This window comes from Streptomyces sp. NPDC002643, from assembly GCF_053592555.1.
On the sequence record NZ_JBSFVY010000056.1, the window covers coordinates 17,234 to 36,501 of the forward strand.

16 protein-coding genes are annotated in these 19,268 nt (G+C 69.7%); 6 read left to right on the top strand and 10 right to left on the bottom strand.

Annotated elements, in window-relative coordinates:
• Positions 1-1,644 carry a cytochrome bc1 complex cytochrome b subunit gene (qcrB, locus tag ACWD4G_RS43400; protein ID WP_451303896.1) on the top strand — a complete coding sequence of 548 codons (1,644 nt, stop codon included), beginning with the start codon at positions 1-3 and terminating at the stop codon, positions 1,642-1,644.
• Here the strand turns inward: qcrB and ctaF are convergent.
• The 4 genes from ctaF to ACWD4G_RS43420 all read right to left on the bottom strand — a co-directional run bounded on the left by ctaF (position 1,581) and on the right by ACWD4G_RS43420 (position 5,725).
• Positions 1,581-2,024 carry an aa3-type cytochrome oxidase subunit IV gene (gene ctaF / locus ACWD4G_RS43405; protein ID WP_451303853.1) on the bottom strand — a complete coding sequence of 148 codons (444 nt, stop codon included), beginning with the start codon at positions 2,022-2,024 and terminating at the stop codon, positions 1,581-1,583. The two genes, qcrB and ctaF, sit on opposite strands and share 64 nt — an antisense overlap.
• Entirely contained in the window at positions 2,021-3,685 is a 1,665-nt protein-coding gene (gene ctaD / locus ACWD4G_RS43410; RefSeq protein WP_451303855.1) for an aa3-type cytochrome oxidase subunit I, read from the bottom strand. The genes ctaF and ctaD overlap by 4 nt, the downstream gene beginning before the upstream one ends.
• Before the next feature lie 156 nt (positions 3,686-3,841).
• Positions 3,842-5,131, bottom strand: coding sequence for a Na+/H+ antiporter NhaA (nhaA, locus tag ACWD4G_RS43415; RefSeq protein ID WP_451303857.1), 1,290 nt, complete (start codon positions 5,129-5,131; stop codon positions 3,842-3,844).
• Between the two features lie 180 nt (positions 5,132-5,311).
• Positions 5,312-5,725, bottom strand: a complete 414-nt coding sequence (locus ACWD4G_RS43420; protein WP_451303859.1) for a MerR family transcriptional regulator — start codon at positions 5,723-5,725, stop codon at positions 5,312-5,314.
• A 472-nt stretch (positions 5,726-6,197) separates the two neighbouring features.
• Between ACWD4G_RS43420 and ACWD4G_RS43425 the strand changes: the two genes are divergently transcribed.
• The 3 genes from ACWD4G_RS43425 (at position 6,198) to ACWD4G_RS43435 (ending at position 9,578) form a co-directional block, all read left to right on the top strand.
• On the top strand, positions 6,198-7,703 hold the full coding sequence (locus ACWD4G_RS43425; RefSeq protein ID WP_451303898.1) for a SulP family inorganic anion transporter: 1,506 nt from the start codon (positions 6,198-6,200) through the stop codon (positions 7,701-7,703).
• Between the two features lie 206 nt (positions 7,704-7,909).
• Positions 7,910-9,145 carry a cation:proton antiporter gene (locus ACWD4G_RS43430; RefSeq protein WP_451303861.1) on the top strand — a complete coding sequence of 412 codons (1,236 nt, stop codon included), beginning with the start codon at positions 7,910-7,912 and terminating at the stop codon, positions 9,143-9,145.
• The gene (locus ACWD4G_RS43435) at positions 9,132-9,578 is read left to right on the top strand and encodes a CBS domain-containing protein (RefSeq protein WP_451303863.1); all 447 of its coding nucleotides are present in this window, start codon (positions 9,132-9,134) and stop codon (positions 9,576-9,578) included. The genes ACWD4G_RS43430 and ACWD4G_RS43435 overlap by 14 nt, the downstream gene beginning before the upstream one ends.
• Before the next feature lie 97 nt (positions 9,579-9,675).
• Here the strand turns inward: ACWD4G_RS43435 and ACWD4G_RS43440 are convergent, their stop codons facing one another.
• The gene (locus ACWD4G_RS43440; RefSeq protein ID WP_451303865.1) at positions 9,676-10,890 is read right to left on the bottom strand and encodes a lactonase family protein; all 1,215 of its coding nucleotides are present in this window, start codon (positions 10,888-10,890) and stop codon (positions 9,676-9,678) included.
• 558 nt (positions 10,891-11,448) lie between these two features.
• Between ACWD4G_RS43440 and ACWD4G_RS43445 the strand changes: the two genes are divergently transcribed.
• Positions 11,449-12,963, top strand: coding sequence for an FAD-binding oxidoreductase (locus ACWD4G_RS43445; protein ID WP_451303867.1), 1,515 nt, complete (start codon positions 11,449-11,451; stop codon positions 12,961-12,963).
• Positions 12,964-13,140: 177 nt separating this feature from the next.
• Here ACWD4G_RS43445 and ACWD4G_RS43450 read toward each other — a convergent pair whose 3' ends face one another.
• The 5 genes from ACWD4G_RS43450 to ACWD4G_RS43470 form a co-directional block, all read right to left on the bottom strand.
• Positions 13,141-13,536, bottom strand: a complete 396-nt coding sequence (locus tag ACWD4G_RS43450) for a DoxX family protein (protein ID WP_451303869.1) — start codon at positions 13,534-13,536, stop codon at positions 13,141-13,143.
• Positions 13,537-13,659: 123 nt separating this feature from the next.
• Positions 13,660-14,271, bottom strand: coding sequence for a GTP-binding protein (locus ACWD4G_RS43455; protein WP_451303871.1), 612 nt, complete (start codon positions 14,269-14,271; stop codon positions 13,660-13,662).
• Positions 14,219-14,692, bottom strand: a complete 474-nt coding sequence (locus ACWD4G_RS43460) for a DUF742 domain-containing protein (RefSeq protein WP_451303873.1) — start codon at positions 14,690-14,692, stop codon at positions 14,219-14,221. The genes ACWD4G_RS43455 and ACWD4G_RS43460 overlap by 53 nt, the downstream gene beginning before the upstream one ends.
• 26 nt (positions 14,693-14,718) lie before the next feature.
• Positions 14,719-15,195 (bottom strand): roadblock/LC7 domain-containing protein, encoded by a 477-nt coding sequence (locus ACWD4G_RS43465; protein ID WP_451303875.1) that lies wholly within the window; start codon positions 15,193-15,195, stop codon positions 14,719-14,721.
• A complete protein-coding gene (locus ACWD4G_RS43470; RefSeq protein WP_451303877.1) occupies positions 15,192-17,747 on the bottom strand; it encodes an ATP-binding protein in 2,556 nt (851 codons plus the stop codon). Before ACWD4G_RS43470 ends, ACWD4G_RS43465 begins: the two co-directional genes overlap by 4 nt.
• A gap of 332 nt (positions 17,748-18,079) precedes the next feature.
• Between ACWD4G_RS43470 and ACWD4G_RS43475 the strand changes: the two genes are divergently transcribed.
• The gene (locus ACWD4G_RS43475) at positions 18,080-19,222 is read left to right on the top strand and encodes a substrate-binding domain-containing protein (RefSeq protein ID WP_451303879.1); all 1,143 of its coding nucleotides are present in this window, start codon (positions 18,080-18,082) and stop codon (positions 19,220-19,222) included.
• Positions 19,223-19,268: the final 46 nt, after the last annotated feature.

The following is a 19,268-nucleotide window of genomic DNA, read 5'->3' on the forward strand; positions in this document are numbered from 1 at the left end:
ATGGCGGACGCGGCGGATCGGACCGTATGGGCGTCGGACGGGCGTCTCCCGGTCAGTGAGGCCGGTGGGCTGCTGCGCAAGGCGTTCCCAGGGCACTGGTCCTTTTATCTGGGGGAACTGGCTCTCTACAGCCTTGTCGTGCTCATTCTGACCGGGATCTACCTCACGCTGTTCTTCAAGCCGTCCATGGCGGAAGTCGTCTACGACGGCTCCTACGTCCCCTTGGACGGCGTCCGGATGTCGGAGGCGTTCGCCTCCACCGTGGACATCAGCTTCGACGTACGCGGCGGGCTGCTCATCCGTCAGCTGCACCATTGGGCCGCTGTCGTGTTCGTGGCCGCGATCGGGGTGCACATGCTGCGGATCTTCTTCACGGGGGCGTTCCGCAAGCCCCGTGAGGGGAACTGGGTGATCGGCGTGACGCTGTTCGTGCTCGCCATCGCGGAGGGATTCGCCGGCTACTCGCTCCCCGACGATCTCCTGTCCGGAACGGGCCTGCGTATCGCCCAGGGCATCATGCTGTCGATTCCCGTCGTCGGCACCTATGTGGCGATGTTCGCCTTCGACGGCGAGTTCCCGGGCGAGGAGATCATCAGCCGACTGTACGGGCTGCACATTCTGCTGCTGCCCGGTCTGCTGCTGGCCCTGGTGACGGTTCATCTGATCCTGGTGTTCTATCTGAAGCACACCCAGTGGGCGGGCCCCGGCAGGACCAATCGCAATGTGGTGGGCAAGCCGATGGTCCCTCAGTTCGCGGCCTCGTCCAGCGGACTGTTCTTCATCGTCTTCGGAGTGCTGACGCTGCTCGCGGGGGTCGCCCAGATCAACCCCGTATGGCTGTACGGCCCCTACCGTCCCGACGTGGTGTCGACCGGCTCGCAGCCCGACTGGTACGTCGGGTTCCTGGAAGGAGCGCTGCGGCTGATCCCGCCGTGGGAGACGGTGATCGCCGGGCACACCCTGATGTGGAACGTGCTCCTGCCGGCCGTGGTCCTGCCCGGCGCGCTGTTCGCGGTCCTGTACGCGTACCCCTTCATCGAGGCATGGGTGACCGGTGACCGCCACGAGCACCATCTGTGCGACCGGCCCCGCGACCGGCCCGTACGCACCGGATTCGGTGTCGCGGGGATCGTCTTCTACGGTGTGCTGCTCCTGGCCGGCGCCAATGACATCGTGTCACTGACCTTCCAGGTCTCCCTGGACGCGCTCACGTGGGTGCTGCGCGTGGCCGTGATCGTGCTGCCGGTGCTCGCCTTCCTGGTGACCAAGCGGGTCTGTGTGGCGCTGCGGGCCGTCGAACACGAACGGCTCGCCGAGGGGGTGGAGACCGGTGACGTACGGCAGACGATCGAGGGCGGCTACATGGAGATCCGCCGGCCGGTCGGGGCCGAGGAACGCCTCGTCCTGACGCGGGGGAGCCTGCCGGTGTCACCGCCCGAGGAGCCCGAGGCTTCCGCGGGCAGGGCCGCGCGACTGCGAGCGACGCTGCACTCGTGGTACGCGTCCTCCGCGTACCCCCAGCGGTTGCCGGGGGACGCCGAGGAGGGCTCCCTGGTGGAGTCGGGCACCCGGCGGTCCGCTCAGCGCGGTCGGTCGGGGGACGATGCGCGGGACCGGCCGGCGGAGGAGCCCGGCGAGTCCTGACGTCCCGCGTGTTCGAAGACCATTCCGAGGACACCCAGCGCCAGTACGCCGAGGCCGATCAGCAGCAGCCACAGCCCGAACACCACGCCCAGGGCCACGACGACGAAGCCGATCGCGGTGGTGATCGGCCAGGGGCTGTCCGGCGGAAGGAACTCCACCGGGCCGGTGCTCGAAGCGACTTCGGCGTCCTTGCGGTCCTGGGGCCGAAGTCCACGCCGTCGGTACTGGACGACGAGGAAGAAGGACACCAGGGACGCCATGACGAAGGCCACGACCAGGAACGCGGTCCCTGCCGGGTCGGCCGCGAACCAGGCGTAACTCGCTGCCGTGACCGCGAAGAACACCGCCACACCGGCGAAGAGCACGGCTTCCGTTCTCATCCGTGGCGCCTCTTCTCTTGCTGTTTGATGTCGGGGTGGTGCAGATCGAAGGCCGGCGATTCGGAGCGGATGCGCGGCAGCGCCACGAAGTTGTGGCGCGGCGGCGGGCAGGAGGTCGCCCACTCCAGTGAACGCCCGAACCCCCACGGGTCATGGGAGTCGACCCTCTTCCCGTGGCGCGCCGTATTCCAGACGTTGAAGAGAAACGGAAGGGTCGAAAGGCCCAGCACGAAGGAACCGATGGACGAGACGGTGTTGAGTAGGGTGAACCCGTCGGCCGCCAGATAGTCCGCGTAGCGCCGGGGCATTCCTTGCTCACCGAGCCAGTGCTGCACCAGGAACGTCGTCTGGAAACCCACGAAAAGCGTCCAGAAGTGGATCTCTCCGAGTCGCTCGTCGAGCATTTTCCCGGTGAACTTCGGCCACCAGAAGTAGAACCCGGCGAACATCGCGAAGACGACGGTACCGAAGAGGACGTAGTGGAGGTGGGCGACGATGAAATAGCTGTCGGTGAGATGGAAGTCCAGTGGCGGTGACGCGATGATCACCCCGCTCAATCCTCCGAGCAGGAAGGTCACCAGGAAACCGACCGCGAACAGCATCGGTGTCTCGAAGGAGAGCGAGCCGTGTCGCATGATGCCGATCCAGTTGAAGAACTTCACCCCGGTCGGCACGGCGATCAGGAACGACGCCGCGGCGAAGAACGGCAGCAGCACCGCGCCCGTGGCGAACATGTGGTGTGCCCACACGACGGCGGACAGCATGGTGATGGCGATCGTGGCGCCGACCAGGCCGATATAGCCGAACACCGGTTTCCTGGAGAACACGGGCAGAACCTCGGTGATGATGCCGAAGAACGGCAGCGCGACGATATACACCTCGGGGTGTCCGAAGAACCAGAACAGGTGCTGCCACAGGATCGCTCCGCCGTTCGCCGCGTCGTAGATGTGCGAGCCGAATGTCCGGTCCGATTCCAGTGCCAGCAGCGCCGCCGCCAGCACGGGGAAGGAAGGGAGAACGAGGATCGAGGTGAACAGGATGTTCCAGGTGAAGATCGGCATCCGGAACATCGTCATTCCCGGCGCGCGCAGACAGAGGATGGTGGTGATGAAATTGACCGCCCCCAGGGTGGTGCTCACGCCGGTCACCACCAGACCCATCGTCCACAGATCACCACCCACGCTCGGGCTGAACACCCCGCTGTTCAACGGCGCGTAGGCGAACCAGCCGAAGGCGGCGGCCCCTTCCGGCGCCAGAAAACCGCTGACCACCATCAGGCCGCCGAACAGGAACATCCAGTACGACAGAGCGTTCAGCCGCGGGAAAGCCACATCCGGCGCTCCGATCTGCAACGGCATCACGGCATTGGCGAATCCGGCGAACATCGGTGTCGCGAAGAGCAGCATCATGATGGTTCCGTGGATGGTGAACCACTGGTTGTACTGATGCGGGTTCACCAACTGCATTCCGGGACGGGCGAGTTCGGCCCGCATCAGCATCGCCAGCGTCCCGCCCAGCAGGAAGAAGCCGAACGCGGTGACCATATAGAGATTGCCGATGACCTTGTGATCGGTGGTGCGTGTCCAGCGCACCAGCACACGGCCGAGCGGCGGGGCCTGAGGCCGGTGGACCTGTGCGCGGCCCTCGGTGAGTTCGGTCATGCCCTGGCCCGCTGTTCACCCGGGTTCACCTGGCGCTCCTCCGTATGTCTCCGCCTTGCCGACTGCCCGCCCCGAACGTCTCCGCCACCGCCCCCACTGAGAGATACGAGCGGATTGACCAGAATGTCACAGTCGTCCCCTGGTGATCGGTAGCAATCACCCTGCTGCCGTAGTGCCCTGGGCGGGGATGCCGTCGGCGTCCTCGTCCCGGTTCTCCTCCTCCCGCAGGCGGCGGTAGACACCGTTGCGGCGTTTGACCAGCAGTGCCGCGATCGTCGCGGCGATCAGGGAGCCGACGAGGACGGCGGCCTTGATGTGTTCGGCGGTGGCCGGGTCGGTGAAGGCGAGTTCGCCGATGAGCAGGGCGACGGTGAAGCCGATGCCGGCCAGGACCGCCAGGGCGAACACGTCCGCCCACGCCAGGTCCGGGTTGAGGCGGGCCCGGGTGAAACGGACCGCCAGACAGGCGCCCGCGAAGATCCCCGCCGTCTTGCCCAGCACCAGCCCGAGCACGACACCCAGTGGCTCCGGCCGCGTGAACACCGCGCCCAGGGCGTCGCCCGACACGCTCACTCCGGCGGCGAACAGCGCGAACAGCGGCACCGCCACCCCGGCGGAGACCGGCCGCAGCAGATACTCGGTCCGCTCCCCCGGTGAGGCGTTCTCGTTCTCGTCGCGGTTCGTGCGCAGGATCAGGCCCATCGCCACACCGGCGACCGTGGCGTGCACGCCGCCGTTGTACACCAGCGCCCAGATCGCCGAGCCCAGCGGCACGTACCACCACCAGCCGCGTACCCGGAACCGCTGCAGCACGTAGAACACGAGCAGGCCGGCCCCGGCACCGGCGAGGGCGGCCGGGTGCAGGTCGCTGGTGAAGAAGACGGCGATCACCAGGATCGCGCCGAGGTCGTCGACGACGGCCAGGGTCAGCAGGAAGGCCCGCAGGGCGGACGGCAGATGGGTGGAGAGCACCGCGAGGACGGCGAGGGCGAAGGCGATGTCGGTGGCCATGGGTACCGCCCACCCCTGTGCGCCGCCTCGGCCGACTCCGACGGTGGCGAGGTAGACACCGGCGGGGACCGCCATGCCGCACAGGGCGGCGACCACCGGCAGGGCGGCGGTGGCCGGGGTCCGCAGTTCGCCGGCCACCAGCTCACGCTTCAGTTCGATCCCGGCGACCAGGAAGAACACGGTCAGCAGCCCGTCCGCCGTCCAGTGCCCCACCGAGAGGTCCAGGCCGAGCGCGGATATCCCGAAGCGTGCGTCGCGCAGTCGCTCGTACGTGCCGCTCCACGGGGTGTTCGCCCAGACCAGCGCCACCACGGCGGCCGCCAGCAGCACCAGTCCGCCGACCGTTTCGGTACGCAGGGCGCGGGCCACCCGCACGCGCTCCGGCCAGGGCGGCAGGCCGAGGAAGACGGAACGGTCACGACGGGAGGCACGCATCCGGGCAGACCTCCACCGCATCGAGCCCTGGGCACATGTGCCCCTTCGACGCCGACCAGACTTCCCGGCACACCCCGCGCCACTTGACGCGTTCTTTACACACTAACCGCCAGGGCGTCAGCGCCGGGCCCGCGGTGCGAGCGCTCCCGGTGAGGGCGGTCCGCCGCGAGCACCGTGGTCTCACACCGTTTTCGCCGGTGCCGTGGCCGGTGTCAGGCGTGCGCGAAGGGTGTCCGCGAACTCCTCCGCCCGCGACAGCTGTGTGCGGAGGTCCGCGACCCTCTGCTGCGCGATCTCCTCGAAGCCCCGTACCCGCTCCAGCAGCCGCTCCCGCTCCTCGGCGGGTGTGTCCTCGGCGTCGAGGCGGTCGGTGGCCTCCAGCAGGGCCCGCATCTCGTCCAGGGAGAACCCGAGCGGCTTCATGCGCCGGATGACCATCAGACGGGCGACATCGGCTTCGGTGTAGAGACGGAAGCCGCCCTGCGAACGGGCCGAGGGAACGACCAGGCCGGTCTCCTCGTAGTGCCGGATGGTGCGCAGGGACAGCTCGGTCCGTGTGGCGACCTCGCCGATCTGCATGTGCTGGCTGCCCACGTCCCTGCCCTGGCCCTTCTCACCCCGATGGCACCGTGTCCACCCCGACGGCACCGCGCCGGGCCCGCCGATCTCTACCCTAACGTTAGGGTAGGGTGCCGGATGGTGAGGGCCGGTCAACCGCCGGTCTTCCTCCTCGTACGGTACGGGCATCGCGGCCCGGCCACCGTCCTGTCGGGGCCGCTGCCCCCGGCGAAGAGTCCGAGTTCTGTGGGAGAGGCGCGTACGCGAGTCCGTGGTGCCCGGCGCCGCAGTCTGTCCACCGTGACGCCTCACCCCTGACCAGGGCATGAGCGCGACGCGCCGGTCCGGCGTATCTCGCTCTCCGCCGTCGGCCTTCGCTCTGTCCTCGACTCCCAGGCCCCGCTCCGGCGGGCCGACCGCGGGATGCCGGCCCGGTGTTCCGCGCTGTCCTTCGCACGCCCCAGTCCCACCGCGGGGGTGTGCCCGAGCACGACGGGTGACCGCTTCCTTGTCCTCCTCCGTACCGAGCTCCGCCACGCGGCTGCGGGCCGTGCTCCCCGACTGGTCCGGCGACCCGAAGGTCTGGCGCACCGAGGTGCTGGCCGGTCTGGTCGTCGCGCTCGCGCTGATCCCCGAGGCGATCTCCTTCTCGGTCATCGCCGGGGTGGACCCGGCGGTCGGCCTGTTCACCTCCTTCACCATGGCCGTCACCATCGCGGTCGTCGGCGGACGCCGGGCCATGATCTCCGCCGCCACCGGCGCGGTCGCCCTCGTCATCGCGCCGCTGAACCGCGAGCACGGCTTCGGCCACCTCGTCGCCGCGGTGATCCTCGCCGGAGTCTTCCAGGTGGCCCTGGGCGCGCTCGGGGTGGCGAAGCTCATGCGGTTCATTCCGCGCTCGGTGATGGTCGGCTTCGTCAACTCCCTGGCCATCCTCATCTTCATGGCACAGGTGCCGGAGATGACCGATGTGCCGTGGCCGGTCTATCCGCTGATCGGGGCCGGGCTGGCGCTGATGGTGTTCTTCCCGAGGGTCACCACCGTGGTTCCGGCGCCGCTGGTGTCGATCGTGATCCTCACCGTCGTCACGGTCGCCGCCGGGATCGCCGTGCCGACGGTGGGCGACAAGGGCCGGTTGCCGTCCTCCCTCCCCGCGCCCGGCCTGCCGGACGTGCCGTTCACCGTCGAAACCCTCACGACGATCGCCCCGTACGCCTTCGCCATGGCCCTGGTCGGTCTGATGGAGTCGCTGATGACGGCCAAACTGGTCGACGACATCACCGACACCCGTTCCTCCAAGACCCGCGAGTCCATCGGGCAGGGCGTCGCCAACATCGTCACCGGGTTCTTCGGGGGCATGGGCGGCTGCGCCATGATCGGCCAGACGATGATCAACGTGAAGGTGTCCGGCGCACGCACCCGTCTGTCGACCTTCCTGGCGGGCGCGTTCCTGATGGTGCTGTGCGTCGTCTTCGGCCCGGTCGTCTCCGACATCCCCATGGCCGCGCTGGTCGCCGTCATGGTCATGGTGTCGTTCGCGACCTTCGACTGGCATTCCATCGCCCCGAAGACGCTCAAGCGGATGCCCGCCGGTGAGATCACCGTCATGGCGATCACCGTCGCGTGCGTCGTCGCCACCCACAACCTCGCCATCGGCGTCGTCGCCGGCTCCCTCACCGCCATGGTGATCTTCGCCAAGCGCGTCTCCCGTCTCGCCGAGGTCACCGCCGTCACCGACCCCGACGGCGGCATGGTCGTCTACCGGGTGACGGGTGAGCTGTTCTTCGCGTCCGTGGGCGACCTGGTCGGACGGTTCGACTACGCCACCGACCCCGAACGGGTCGTCATCGATCTGTCCGCCGCCCATGTCTGGGACGCCTCCTCGGTCGCCGCGCTGGACGCCATCGAGGCCAAGTACGCCCAGCGCGGCAAGACGGTCGAGATCACCGGCCTCAACGAACCCAGCGCGCACCTGCACGAAAAACTCAGCGGCGAGCTCACGGCAGGCCACTGACCGAACCGGCCCCCATGCGGTGACGTACCCCCTCCGGACGGCACACCCTGCCGGAATCCGGCAACGTACAGGGGCCGGGGTTGCGCGCCAAGGACCTGTCAACGACGCGTCAAGGACGGGTAGGTTCCTCGCGGTGTGCCGGGAAGTCTGGTCGGCGGTCCGAGGAGAACTCTCCTCGGGTCCCTTGCCGATCGGGGGTCGTGGTCATGGTGCTCGTCGTGGTCTTCGGGGTGGCGCTGCTGATCGCGGTGCTGCTGTCGGGTCTGGCCGCCCGCACGGTGCTGTCGACGTCGCTGCTGTTCCTGGTCGGCGGCGCGCTCGTCAGCGATGGCTTCCTGGGCTGGATACACATCACTCCGGACAGCGGGATCGTGTCCGTCACGGCCGATCTGGCCCTGTTCGCCGTGCTGTTCACCGACGGCATGCACGTCTCCTTCCCGAAACTGCGCGCGAACTGGCGCAACCCGGCCCGCGCGCTCGGGCTGGGCATGCCGCTGGCGTTCATCGGCATGGCGCTGATCACCCACTACCTGGTGGGCCTGGACTGGACGACGTCCTTCCTGGTCGGTGCGGTCCTCGCGCCCACCGACCCGGTGTTCGCCTCCGCGATCGTCGGCCGCGAGGAAGTGCCGTCGAAGCTGCGGCAGTTGCTGAACGTGGAGAGCGGCATCAACGACGGGCTCGCCCTGCCGGTCGTGCTCATCCTGATCGCGGCGGCCGGACCGACCTCCGGGCACGCCGAGGCGTCCCCGGGGAAGATCGCCCTGGAGCTGGTCCTCGGGCTGGTCTTCGGGATCGTCCTGCCCTACGTCGTCATCGAACTCGTACGGTTCCGGCTGCTGGGCGCCGAGCCCAAGCTCCAGCCGCTGCTGCCGCTCGCCATCGGCGTGATCCTCTACGCGGTCTGCCACCTCACACACGCCAACCCCTACCTCGCCGCGTTCTCCGCCGGTGCCGTGCTCACCGCCCGCTCACCGGAGGCGAAGAGGGCGTTCGAGCCGCTGGGCGAGGCGCTGGCGGAGCTGGCGAAGTTCGCGGCCCTGCTGGTGTTCGGCGCGCTGCTGACCCCGTCGTTGTTCGGTGACCTGTCCTTCGGCGGCTACGTCGCCGTCGTCCTGGCCATCGTGCTGATCCGCCCGGCGTCGCTGCTGCTGTCGCTGCTCGGCACCCGGTTCACCCGGCAGGAGAAGCTCGTCGCCGCCTGGTTCGGACCCAAGGGCTTCGCGTCGGTGGTGTACGGGCTGCTCGTACTCCAGGCCGGGATACCGCGGGGCGAGGAGGCGTTCACCCTCATCGCCGTGTGCGTCGCCTTCTCGATCGTCGCGCACAGCTCCACCGACGTACCGATCGCCCGCCTCTTCCACGTCGACGGCCTCGCGGGTGTGCCCGGTGGCGAGAGCGAGCCTCGTCCCACCGAGGAGGCCGACCGTGTCGGCGCGTGACCTCGCCGAGCCCTATCCGTACGTCACCACCGACGAGGACGCCGCTCACGCGATCCGTCTGCTGGCCCTGCACGGGCTGCCGGCACTGCTGGTCGTCGACGCCGACGCCAGGCCGTACGCCATCGTGCCCTGCGCGCACCTCGTCGGACGGCTCCGGCCCGAGGGTGTGCGGGAGACAGCGGTGGGCCGCAGCGAGGCTCCCGCCGAGGTACGGAAGGGAGGCGAGGGGCTCACGGTGGTGCAGTGGCTGCCACCGCACCGGGACGCGCCGCCGACGGTCGGGGCGGACGCGAGTGTCGCGCAGATCGCGGACCTCATGGCCCGAACACACAGCCCCCTGGTCGCCGTCGTCGAACACGACGGCGACCAGGCCTGGTTGGCGGGCGCCGTGACGGCCGCCCGTCTGTTGCACGTGCTCATCGGCCGGACGTGAACGGCCCGTGCCCGGCCGAATCCGTCAGCGGGGTCCCACGCGACTCGGCGCCCCGGAGGAGGTCCGGGGCGCCGACACCGCGGTGGCCGCTTTCCCTTTACACCGCGGCGATGCCCTCCATGCCGGACTCGGCGAAGGCGGGCAGTCCTGTGGCGGTGGTGACCTTGGTGAGGGAGCCGTCCTCGCCGACGCGGAAGCCGTCGACCGTTCCGGAGACGGCGTTCTGGACGTACAGGAACTTCTCGTCCTCCGTCACGGCCAGGTCGATGACGCCCTGCGACCGGGCCGACGGCGGCGTCGCCACACCCACGTCGTCGGTGAGGGCCAGGCGCCCGCCCTCGTCCATGCGGTAGCCGCTGACCGTGGAGTTGCCGGTGTTGCCGCCGTAGAAGAAGTCCCCGGCGCGCTCCAGCCAGCACAGCGTCTCCTGGCCGTTGGCCAGCGGTTCCTGAACGGCCTTCAGGGTGCCGTCGGCACGCACCTCGTAGGTGCTGACCGTCGACTTCTCCGCCTCGGCCACCAGCATCCGGCCCCGCCGGTCGAAGGTGATCGCGAACGGCACCCCGCCGGCGGAGTCGTTGACGACCGGCGCCTTCGCCGGGCGCCCGTCACGTCCCAGGGGGAAGACCTCGACGGTGTTCGCGGACTTGGTGGTCACGACGAGCGCCCGGCCGTCGGGGGTGAACGCGACCTGCCCGGGCGAACTGCTGAACAGCGGCACCGCCTCGTTGTCCAGCCCCAGGGAGCGCCGCGAATCCGAGAGGGGCTTCAGCCCGTGGGCGGTGATCCGGAAACCCCGCACGTTTCCCTCCCCGCCCGCGTTCATGACGTACGCCAGCCTGCCGGAGACCGCGATCGACGCGGGGAAGTCGCCCCCGGAATCCACCACCTGCCGGTCCGTCAGCTTTTGGCCCTCGACCCGGAACGAGGTCACCGTGCCGCTGCCCGCGTTGACCGCCAGCAGTCGTCCCGAGGTGTCGTCGTAGACGAGCGAGCCCTGGGAGGCCAGGGAGTCGGTGGGCGCGTCGACCTGGTCGCCGCCCCTGCCACCGGTGGTGTAGCGGCCGGCGGCGGCCAGTGTGCCGTCGTCGCCGCGCTTGAAGACGTGGATGGTGTTGCCGTCGAGTTCGTTGCCCTGCACGAACACGGCGTGATCGGCGCCGGTCTCCCCCGAGCCCGCGTACCGGTGGCCGGTCTCGCCCGCCGAGGCGACCGTCACCGTCACCGCGGCCGCCGCCGTGGCGAGGACCGCGGCTCCCGCGACGGTCAGCCGAACCTGTAACGCGGACCTGCGCCTGGTGTGCCTGCTCATACATCGCTCCTCAAACCCCTCCGCCACCCTCGAACGGTGGCGCGCGGAGCCAGAGTTGCCCACGAGGTGCCTGGGACTGAAGGGATTCCGTGTCCACGTCAGGTTCTCGTAATAACCCTGACGTGCGGGTGACGGCCAACCCCTGACGTGCAGGTGACGACCGCCCTGGGCCCACCGGGCGGTCACCGAGTTCTCGGTGCGGGTCGTGCGCCGCTGGCGCCTCGTTTTGCACTGTGCAATGATCGGGCGGGCCGTCCGGCGGCCGACCGTCAGGCGCCCAGGAGTGACGTCGGCAGAACACCGAGGTGCGGTCGACACGTCGGCCGCCGGACGCCCCGTCAGCAGGTCCGTCCTCGTCGCGGTCCGCCCGCGACCCCGTTGTCCCGCACATGCGGTTGACTCGCTCCGTTCGCGTGAATCCCCGTAGTTCTGCGGTGTCACGGTGGGTGGCTGTCGCGGTGTGCCCTCATCGTGGGTCCGGCCCACCGACCAGGGCTTCCGCCGCTTGCGCCCGGGCCCGCCGCCCGGTGTCCGAGCTCACCGCGAAGGGGTTCGCCTGTGGAGACCGGCCGACGAGAAGTACTGCTCACCGGAGCGGCCGTCGTGGCCGCCGGGAGCCTGATCGGGCTGGGCGGCGGGCGTGCGGGCGCGACCGCCCCCACCCGTCCCCTCTTCGCGGGCGAGGGTGTCGAGCCGGCCGCGTGGCGTGAACTGAGGCGGAGTCTCAGCCCGGCCGCCGGTCTCCACCGCCCGGGGAGCGCGGAGTACACGGCACGGGCGACGCCCGACAACCAGCGTTACGCGTCTGTCCGCCCGGCCGGTGTCCTCGTCTGCGCGACCGAGGGCGACGTGGCGGTCGCGATCCGGTGGTGCGCCAAGCACGGCGTGCCCTTCGCACCCCGCTCCGGGGGCCACAACTACGCGGGCTACTCCACCACTCCCGGTCTGGTGATCAGTCTGCGCGCACTGAACGAGGTCGTTCCACAAGGGCGGCGGCTGCGGCTGGGCGGCGGCGCCACGAACTCGGACGTGTACGCGGCCCGTGCGGCCAACCTGTACTTCCCCGGCGGGCGGTGCCCGGAGGTGGGCGTCGCCGGGCTGACCCTGGGCGGCGGGCTCGGGTTCAACGACCGTAAGTGGGGCCTGACCTGCGACCGGCTCACCGAGACCCGGGTCGTCCTCGCCGACGGCACACTGGTGCGCGCGGCCGACGACGAGAACGCCGACCTCTTCTGGGCCTGCCGGGGCGGAGCCGGCGGCAACTTCGGCGTCAACACGGGCTTCGTCTTCGACGCCGTGTCCGTCGCCCGGCTGCGCGCCACCGTCTTCGATCTGACGTTCGCACTGGACGCGGGCGTGCAGGTGATGGAAGAACTGCGGCACATCCTCGACGCGGACCGCGGCAACGACTTCGACGTACGGATCGGCTTCAAGCACGCCGGCGACGGCACCACCACGCTGTGGCTCCTCGGGCAGCGGCTCGGCGACGAGAGCGTCCTGCGACGCCTGTTCACGTCCCTTCTGCGGCTGCGACCGACGCGGACCTTCATCGAGGAACGCGGATTCTGGTCCGCGCAGGACTACCTCATGGAACCCCTCGGAGCGAAGGATGCCTACGCCTCCAAGTCCCTCGTCCCCGACCAGTGGCCGACCGCCGACACGGTGGCCGCCGTCGCCGACTGGACACGCGGCTGGCAACCGGGACCCGGCCGGGCCACCGGCTATGTGACCTTGTTCGCCATGGGCGGCGACAGCGCCGCTCCCCGTCCGGACGAGACGGCCTACCCGCACCGCGGCGCGACCTTCGTCATCGACATCGGCACCCACTGGACGCCCGGCACCCCGCCCGGCGAGGTACGCGCCCTCCTGGAACAGACGCGCACCGCCCACCACATGCTCCGCCGCCACTTCCGTACCCACGCGGCCTACGTCAACTTCCCCGACCCTGACCTGTACGACTGGCGGCACGCCTACTACGGCCGCAACTACGACCGTCTGGTCGCCGTCAAGCGGCGCTACGACCCCGCCGCCCTGTTCCGCTATCAACAGGCCGTCGGCCGTCCCCGCGTCTGAGACAGCGCCGGTGTCGACGTCACCATCGGGTACACCCGCGAACCGCCCGGTCGCGGGTGTCACCAGTTGGCGGGCTCGGCCAGGCCGTAGGAGTTCGCGATACGGGCGTGGTCGTGGAAGACCGAGAGTTCCCGAGGCCCTGGCCCTTTTGCACGTTCTGGAAGGCGAGACCGGTGACTATCGACGGTGCAGTGAGAGCGCGCCCGGGCCGGTGAAGACCAGGAGGAGGAAGCCCCAGCAGAAGAGGGCGGGGGCGAGGCCGCCGTTCTGGAGGGGGAAGAGGCCGTCCTTCTGGTGTTCCGTGAAGTAGGCGAAGGCCATGATGCCGGAGCTGATGAACGCGGCAGCGCGGGTCACTAGGCCGAGGAGGAGGAGAACGCCACAGATCAACTCGATGACTCCGGCGTACCAGAACGGCCAGTCACCGACCGGGCTCGCCTCGCGGTCCAGTATCCCGAAGACCGTGGCGGCGCCCTCGCTGGCGAACAACAGGCCCAGGACGATGCGGAAGAGCCCCAGGACGAGGGGTTGCCGCGTCGTGAGCCAGTCGTCGAGGCGCGGGCTGCTGCTCATGGGTACTCCTTGGATCTGTCGGCTACGCGCGGGTGTTCCGTTTTCTCCTATGTATGTGCCGACTTTCCGGTTCACGGAATCCACCGGCGGCTTCGCGGAGTTGGGCGTCGGTGCCCGGCGTTCTCAGCGGGTTCTCGCTTCGGCTCGGGTGAGGGCGACGTCCAGTACGACGAGGAGAGCGTCGCGGACCGAGCCGGTTCTGCGGGCGTCGAAGACGATCAGGGGGACGTGCTCGGCGATGTCCAGGGCCCAGCGCACCTCCTCCAGTTCGTGCTCGACCTCTCCGTCGAAGGCGTTGACGGCGACCGCGAAGGGGATGTGCTTGTGCTCGAAGTAGTCGACGGCCGCGTAGCAGTCGTCGAGGCGGCGGGTGTCGACGATGACCAGGGCGCCGAGCGCGCCTTCGACGATGTCGTCCCACATGAAGCCGAAGCGGTCCTGGCCCGGTGTGCCGAACAGATACAGCTTCAGGGTCGGGTCGAGGGTGATGCAGCCGAAGTCCATGGCGACGGTGGTGGTCGTCTTGCCGGGGGTGTGCGTGAGATCGTCCACCCCCGCGGCGACCTCGGTGATCGCGGCCTCCGTGGTGAGCGGTCGTATCTCGGAGATCGAGCCGACGGTGGTGGTCTTGCCGACCCCGAAGCCGCCGGCGATGACCAGCTTGACCGGCAGCGGGGGTTGCTCAACCGCTGTCGCGGAGTGTGCCCGGTGAGTCGGGGACGGCACGGAGACCATTGATAACCCTTCGCAGTACGGAGATGTCCTGGGCGACACCGGCGTTCGGAACGTAGACCGCCAGGTGGCCCGCGGCACACAGGTCTTCGGTGAGCACTCGGACCACGTTGAGGTGCAGTCGCAGACGGGCGGCCAGTTCCGCCACCGACTGCGGCCGTCGGCAGGCGGCGACGATGTCGTGGTGTTCGAAGGAGAGGGCTCCGAGGACGGAGAGCCCGGCCGAGGTCGCCACGATCTGGGTCTCGATCGGGATGGACGCCGCTGTTCCTCCCCCCGACACCCGGCCGGCGGTCAGCAGGAACGGCCGGACGGCGGGGGCGCGGCCGACCGGCTCCGGCGAACCGTCCCAGGTCTCCGGCTCCGGTGAGCCGTCCCACGTGTCCTGTGCTGCCTCATGCGGTTCTCGCCCGCCGACGGCCATGGCGATCTCCTGCCTCGCGGGACGGTTCAGCGGACCGGTGCGGAGCCGACGCTGTTCTTCAGCTCCATCACCAGTTGGGGCGTGAGCGCGGTGCCCGCGCGGTTGGCGAAGAGGGTCATCTCGTAGGCGATGTTGCCCAGTTTGGCCTCCTTGGAGGCGACGACACCGAGCACGGCGCCGTTGCCGATGGCCGACACCAGTACATGGCCGCCCTCCAGGTCGATGATGACCTTGTTGAGGCCGCCGAGGCTGTAGTTGCCGGAGACGCCGGCGGCGAGGCTGGTGATGCCGGACACGATCGCGGCGAGCCGCTCGGAGTCGGATCTGTCGCGCAGTTGGGAGACGGCTATCAGCAGTCCGTCGGACGAGACCGCGATGGCGTCGACGACGCCGGCGGTGTCCGTGGCGAAACGGTCGAGCAGCCAGGTGAAGTCGGCCGCCGCGGTTCGCAGGTCGGTGGGCTTCGTCTGCTCGGGGGTGCTGTCACCTGTCGACGTGGTCACTGCCCGTCTCCTTCTGGCCTTCTGGGGTTCTCTGGTGTCGCGGTGGTGCTGGTGGTGTCCGGAAGCGCGGTGGTGCTGTTCGCGTCCGGGGGCACGGTGGGGTCGGGGGGCGCGGCGGTGCCGGTGAGGTCCGGGGGCGCGGCGCTGTCCCGCTCGGCCCGGCGTACGGCGGCCTCGAATTCGTCGAGTTCCGCGCGGACGGCGTCGGCGTCGGCGGGCCGTCGTATCTCGGTGACGCTCCGGTCGGCCGCCGGGGTGGTGACGGCGAGGGTCGCGCCCCGAACCCGCCGTCGCAGTGGTCGGGTTGTCGCCGTCGTGGCGGGTCCACCGGGGCCGGCCGTCTTCCCCGTGCCGGGGCGGGACGGGATGCGTCGGGGCAGGTCGCCCTGGGGTGAGAGGGCGATCGGCCGCCGCTCGGGAGCGGTGCCGGTGGCCGGTGCGGGAGCGGTGGTGACGGCCGCCGGTGCGGGGGCGGCAGCGGCGACCGGTGCGGGTGTCGCCGCCTTGCGCTCGGGCTTCGTCGTGAACGCCTCCACCGTCCCGGTCGGGCCCCCGGTGGGCGCCCCGGCGTCCATGGGGCTGATGGCCAGCAGGAGCGCGGAGGGTATCCAGACGGTGCTGGTGACACCACCGCCGGGGGTACGGCTCAGGGTGACGCGCAGTCCCAGGCGGCGGGCGAGGCTGCCGACCACGAAGAGGCCGAGCACCTTGGTCGGTACGAGGTCGAGGCGTTCCCGGCGGACGAGCCGGGCGTTCTCCTCGGCGAGGCGTTCGGCGCTCATGCCGAGGCCGTGGTCGATGACCTCGACCAGTGCCCCGCCGTCCTTGGTGACATCGGTGCCGGGCCGGACGACCACCTCGACGGGGGTGTCGGACGGGGAGAACGCGACCGCGTTCTCCAGCAGTTCGGCGAGCATCAGCGTCAGGTCGCCGGTGATGTCGGGTCCGACGGTGATGTCCGTCTCGGAGCGCAGGGACACCCGCTGGTATCCCTCGATGCGGCCGAGGCCCGAGCGTATGACGTCGGCCAGGGTGGTCGGCCGGGCCTCGACGTCGGTCTCGCGGATTCCGGCGAGCAGCATCAGGCTGTCGGCGTTGCGCTGGAGGCGTACGGCGATGTGGTCGATGCGGTAGAGCCGGTCGAGGAGGTCGGGGTCGGTCTCCTCGCGTTCCACGGCGTCGATCAGCAGCAGTTGGCGGGTGGTCAGATTGCTGACCCGGCGTCCGACGTTGCCGAACATCTCGGCCACGTTGCGTCGGCTGAGCACCTGCCGCTCCAGCAGCGCGGCGGAGGTGACCTGCACACGGTTGAACGCCTCGGCGAGCTGGCCGATCTCGTCGCGGACGGGGACGGGGATGGGCCGCGGTCTGAACGGGGTGCTGTCGGCGAGTTCGTCGTCCGCGACATGGGCGAGTTCGTCGTCGGCGGCCTCGACCACCTGCTGGGCGGAGCCGGTCAGGGCCGTGAGGGGGCGGATGACCGAGCGCCGGACCAGGACGCAGAAGGCCAGCCAGGCGGCGAAGCCGAGCAGGGCCGCGCCGAGCATGGTCCATGCCCTGCTCAGGGCGTTCGCGGAGACGGAGTCGGCCTGGGCGGCGGTCTGTCCGATCAGTGTCCGGGTGATGCCGAGACGGGTGTCGGCCTGCCGCTGACCGGCGGTGATCTTCTTGCGCAGCTCCCGTGTGGTCTGCGACTGCAGGGAGCCCGGATCGATCTGGAGCTCCGCGAACTGGGAGGTGATGTCGTTCTGTTCGGCGGCGCGCTCGATGCCGCCCATGCGCAGGACCTGCTCCGGCGTGGCGATCCGGCCGAAGCGGTCCGCCTGGTACGTGTACAGCTCGTGGGCGCCGGCCGCGCGCGTGTACTCGGTGAGGGCGTTGGCGTCCCGGGTCTGCGCGGAGAACACCGCGCTCTCGAAGGCCGCGTGGGCGGCGTCGGCGCGTAGTACGGCGTCCAGCAGATTGGTGACCGAGGACTCGGAGGTCGTGGAGAAGCCGTCGAGTCCGATGCCGTCGATGAGATAGCCGACCGCGGCGGCGTACGCGGGGTCGATGTTGGCGGCGGGCACGTAGTCCCGGCCGAGCTTCTCGCGCAGGACGTCGAGGCCGGTGATGTAGTCGAGTGCCTGTTTCTCCTCGGCCGGCAGACCGGCCCCGAACGCGGAGCGCACGGCGGCGACCTGCGCGTCGGTGGCCTGCTGTGCCTCGCGGTAGGCGGTGGTCGACGGCCGGGCGGCTCCGGGGCGGGCGGCGTCGTACTGCACGGACAGCAGCAGGGCCAGCCGGTGTTCGGCCTGTACGTCGTTGATGAGCGTGGCGACCTCTTCGCTGTCCCGGACGAGTTCGGCGACCCGGGCGGCGTCGCGGGCCTGTTGCATCTGGCCGGTGACACCGATGCCGAGGAGTACACCGACGACCGCGATGGGCGCGACGACGAGGATGTTGAGTTTCCGCCGGAACGGCCACCGGGCGAGAACGTTTCCCGCCCTGCGACGGAATGGAGGAGTCCGGTCCAGGTGTCCGGGTGGCGGCTCCACTGGGTTCGCGGACACGCTGATCTCCTTCGGTGAGCGATCGGAACCGGAACGTGGGCTACTGATTCACGTCACGTGTCCGGATCTCGTCGGTCGGAGACTACCGCCTGTGTGATCGCTTTGAGCCTGTACGTAATCAATACGTGATTACGAATTGTTCATACGCGCCTACCGAGTGCCGCACCGCCCGTGGAACACCTGGTGGGAGCCCTGCTACATTCCCACCGCGACAACTCCGGGCCGCAGCCGGAGGCGTCGTCGTGACCGTTGCGGTTCCGGCCGTTGGCCGGTTCGGTCTCCTCCCCCCACGCGATCCCGTAATACCCCCTCGTGCTCCGTGAGGAGACCCCGTGCACCCCATCCGCAAAGCGACTGCGGCAGCCGTCACGTTCCTGGCCGTGGCCTCGACCGTCGTCGGCTGCGAGAGCGGTTCGACGACCTCGGCGGCCACCACCGCCTCCCAGGAACCCGGTTGCCCCGCCGTCCTCGCCGAGGCGCGGCAGGCCGTCAAGAAGGCCGAGGACGTCAACGCCCCCTGGAGCGGCCCCACCACCGGGCCCAAAGCCGTTGCCGACAGGACCATCGCCTATGTCGCCCAGACGATGACCAACCCCGGTGTTTCCGGCGTGGCCAAGGGTGTTCAGGAGGCGGCCGAGGTCATCGGCTGGGACGTCCGCACGTTCGACGGGCAGGGCACATCCGCCGGTATCCGGTCCGCCTTCGCCGAGGCCCTCGCCCTCAAGCCCTCCGGCATCGTCGTCGGCGGCTTCGACCCCAAGTCCGTTGCCAAGCAGGTCGAACAGGCCGGCGCCGCGGGCATCTGGCTGATCGGCTGGCACGCCACCGCCGCCCCCGGCCCCAGCGAGGACCCGAAGCTCTTCAGCAACATCACCACCAGGGTCGAGGACGTCGCGAAGATCAGCGCCGACTGGATCATCGCCCGCTCGGCCGGCCGTGCGGGCGTGGTGCTGTTCACCGACGCCTCGATACCGTTCGCGAAGCGGAAGTCGGATCTGATCAAGAAGGAACTCGCCACCTGCCCCGACGTCGATCTGCTGAGCTACGAGGACATCCCCATCCCCGAAGCCAACAGCCGTACGCTCGACAAGGTTTCCGCCCTCCACTCCCGCCTCGGCGACCGCTGGACCTACTCCGCCGCCATCAACGACCTGTACTTCGACCACGCCGCCCCCGCGCTGCGCGCCGCCGGCGGGAAGGGCGACGGCGCACCGTTCAACATCGGTGCGGGCGACGGCGATCCGTCGGCCTTCCAGCGCATCAACGGCAAGAAGTACCAGTCCGCCACCGTGCCCGAGCCCTTGTCCGAACAGGGATGGCAGATCATCGACGAGTTCAACCGCGCCTTCGCGGGCGAGACCGCCAGCGGGTACGTCGCCCCCGTCCACATCACCACCGCGGCCAACAGCGGAGGCGCACTGTCCTGGGACTCCGAGGGCTACCGCCAGGCGTACCGCAGAATCTGGAACAAGTAGGAGTTCGCAAACGGGAAGTCACTGCGGGCGGCACGGCTGAGGGCGG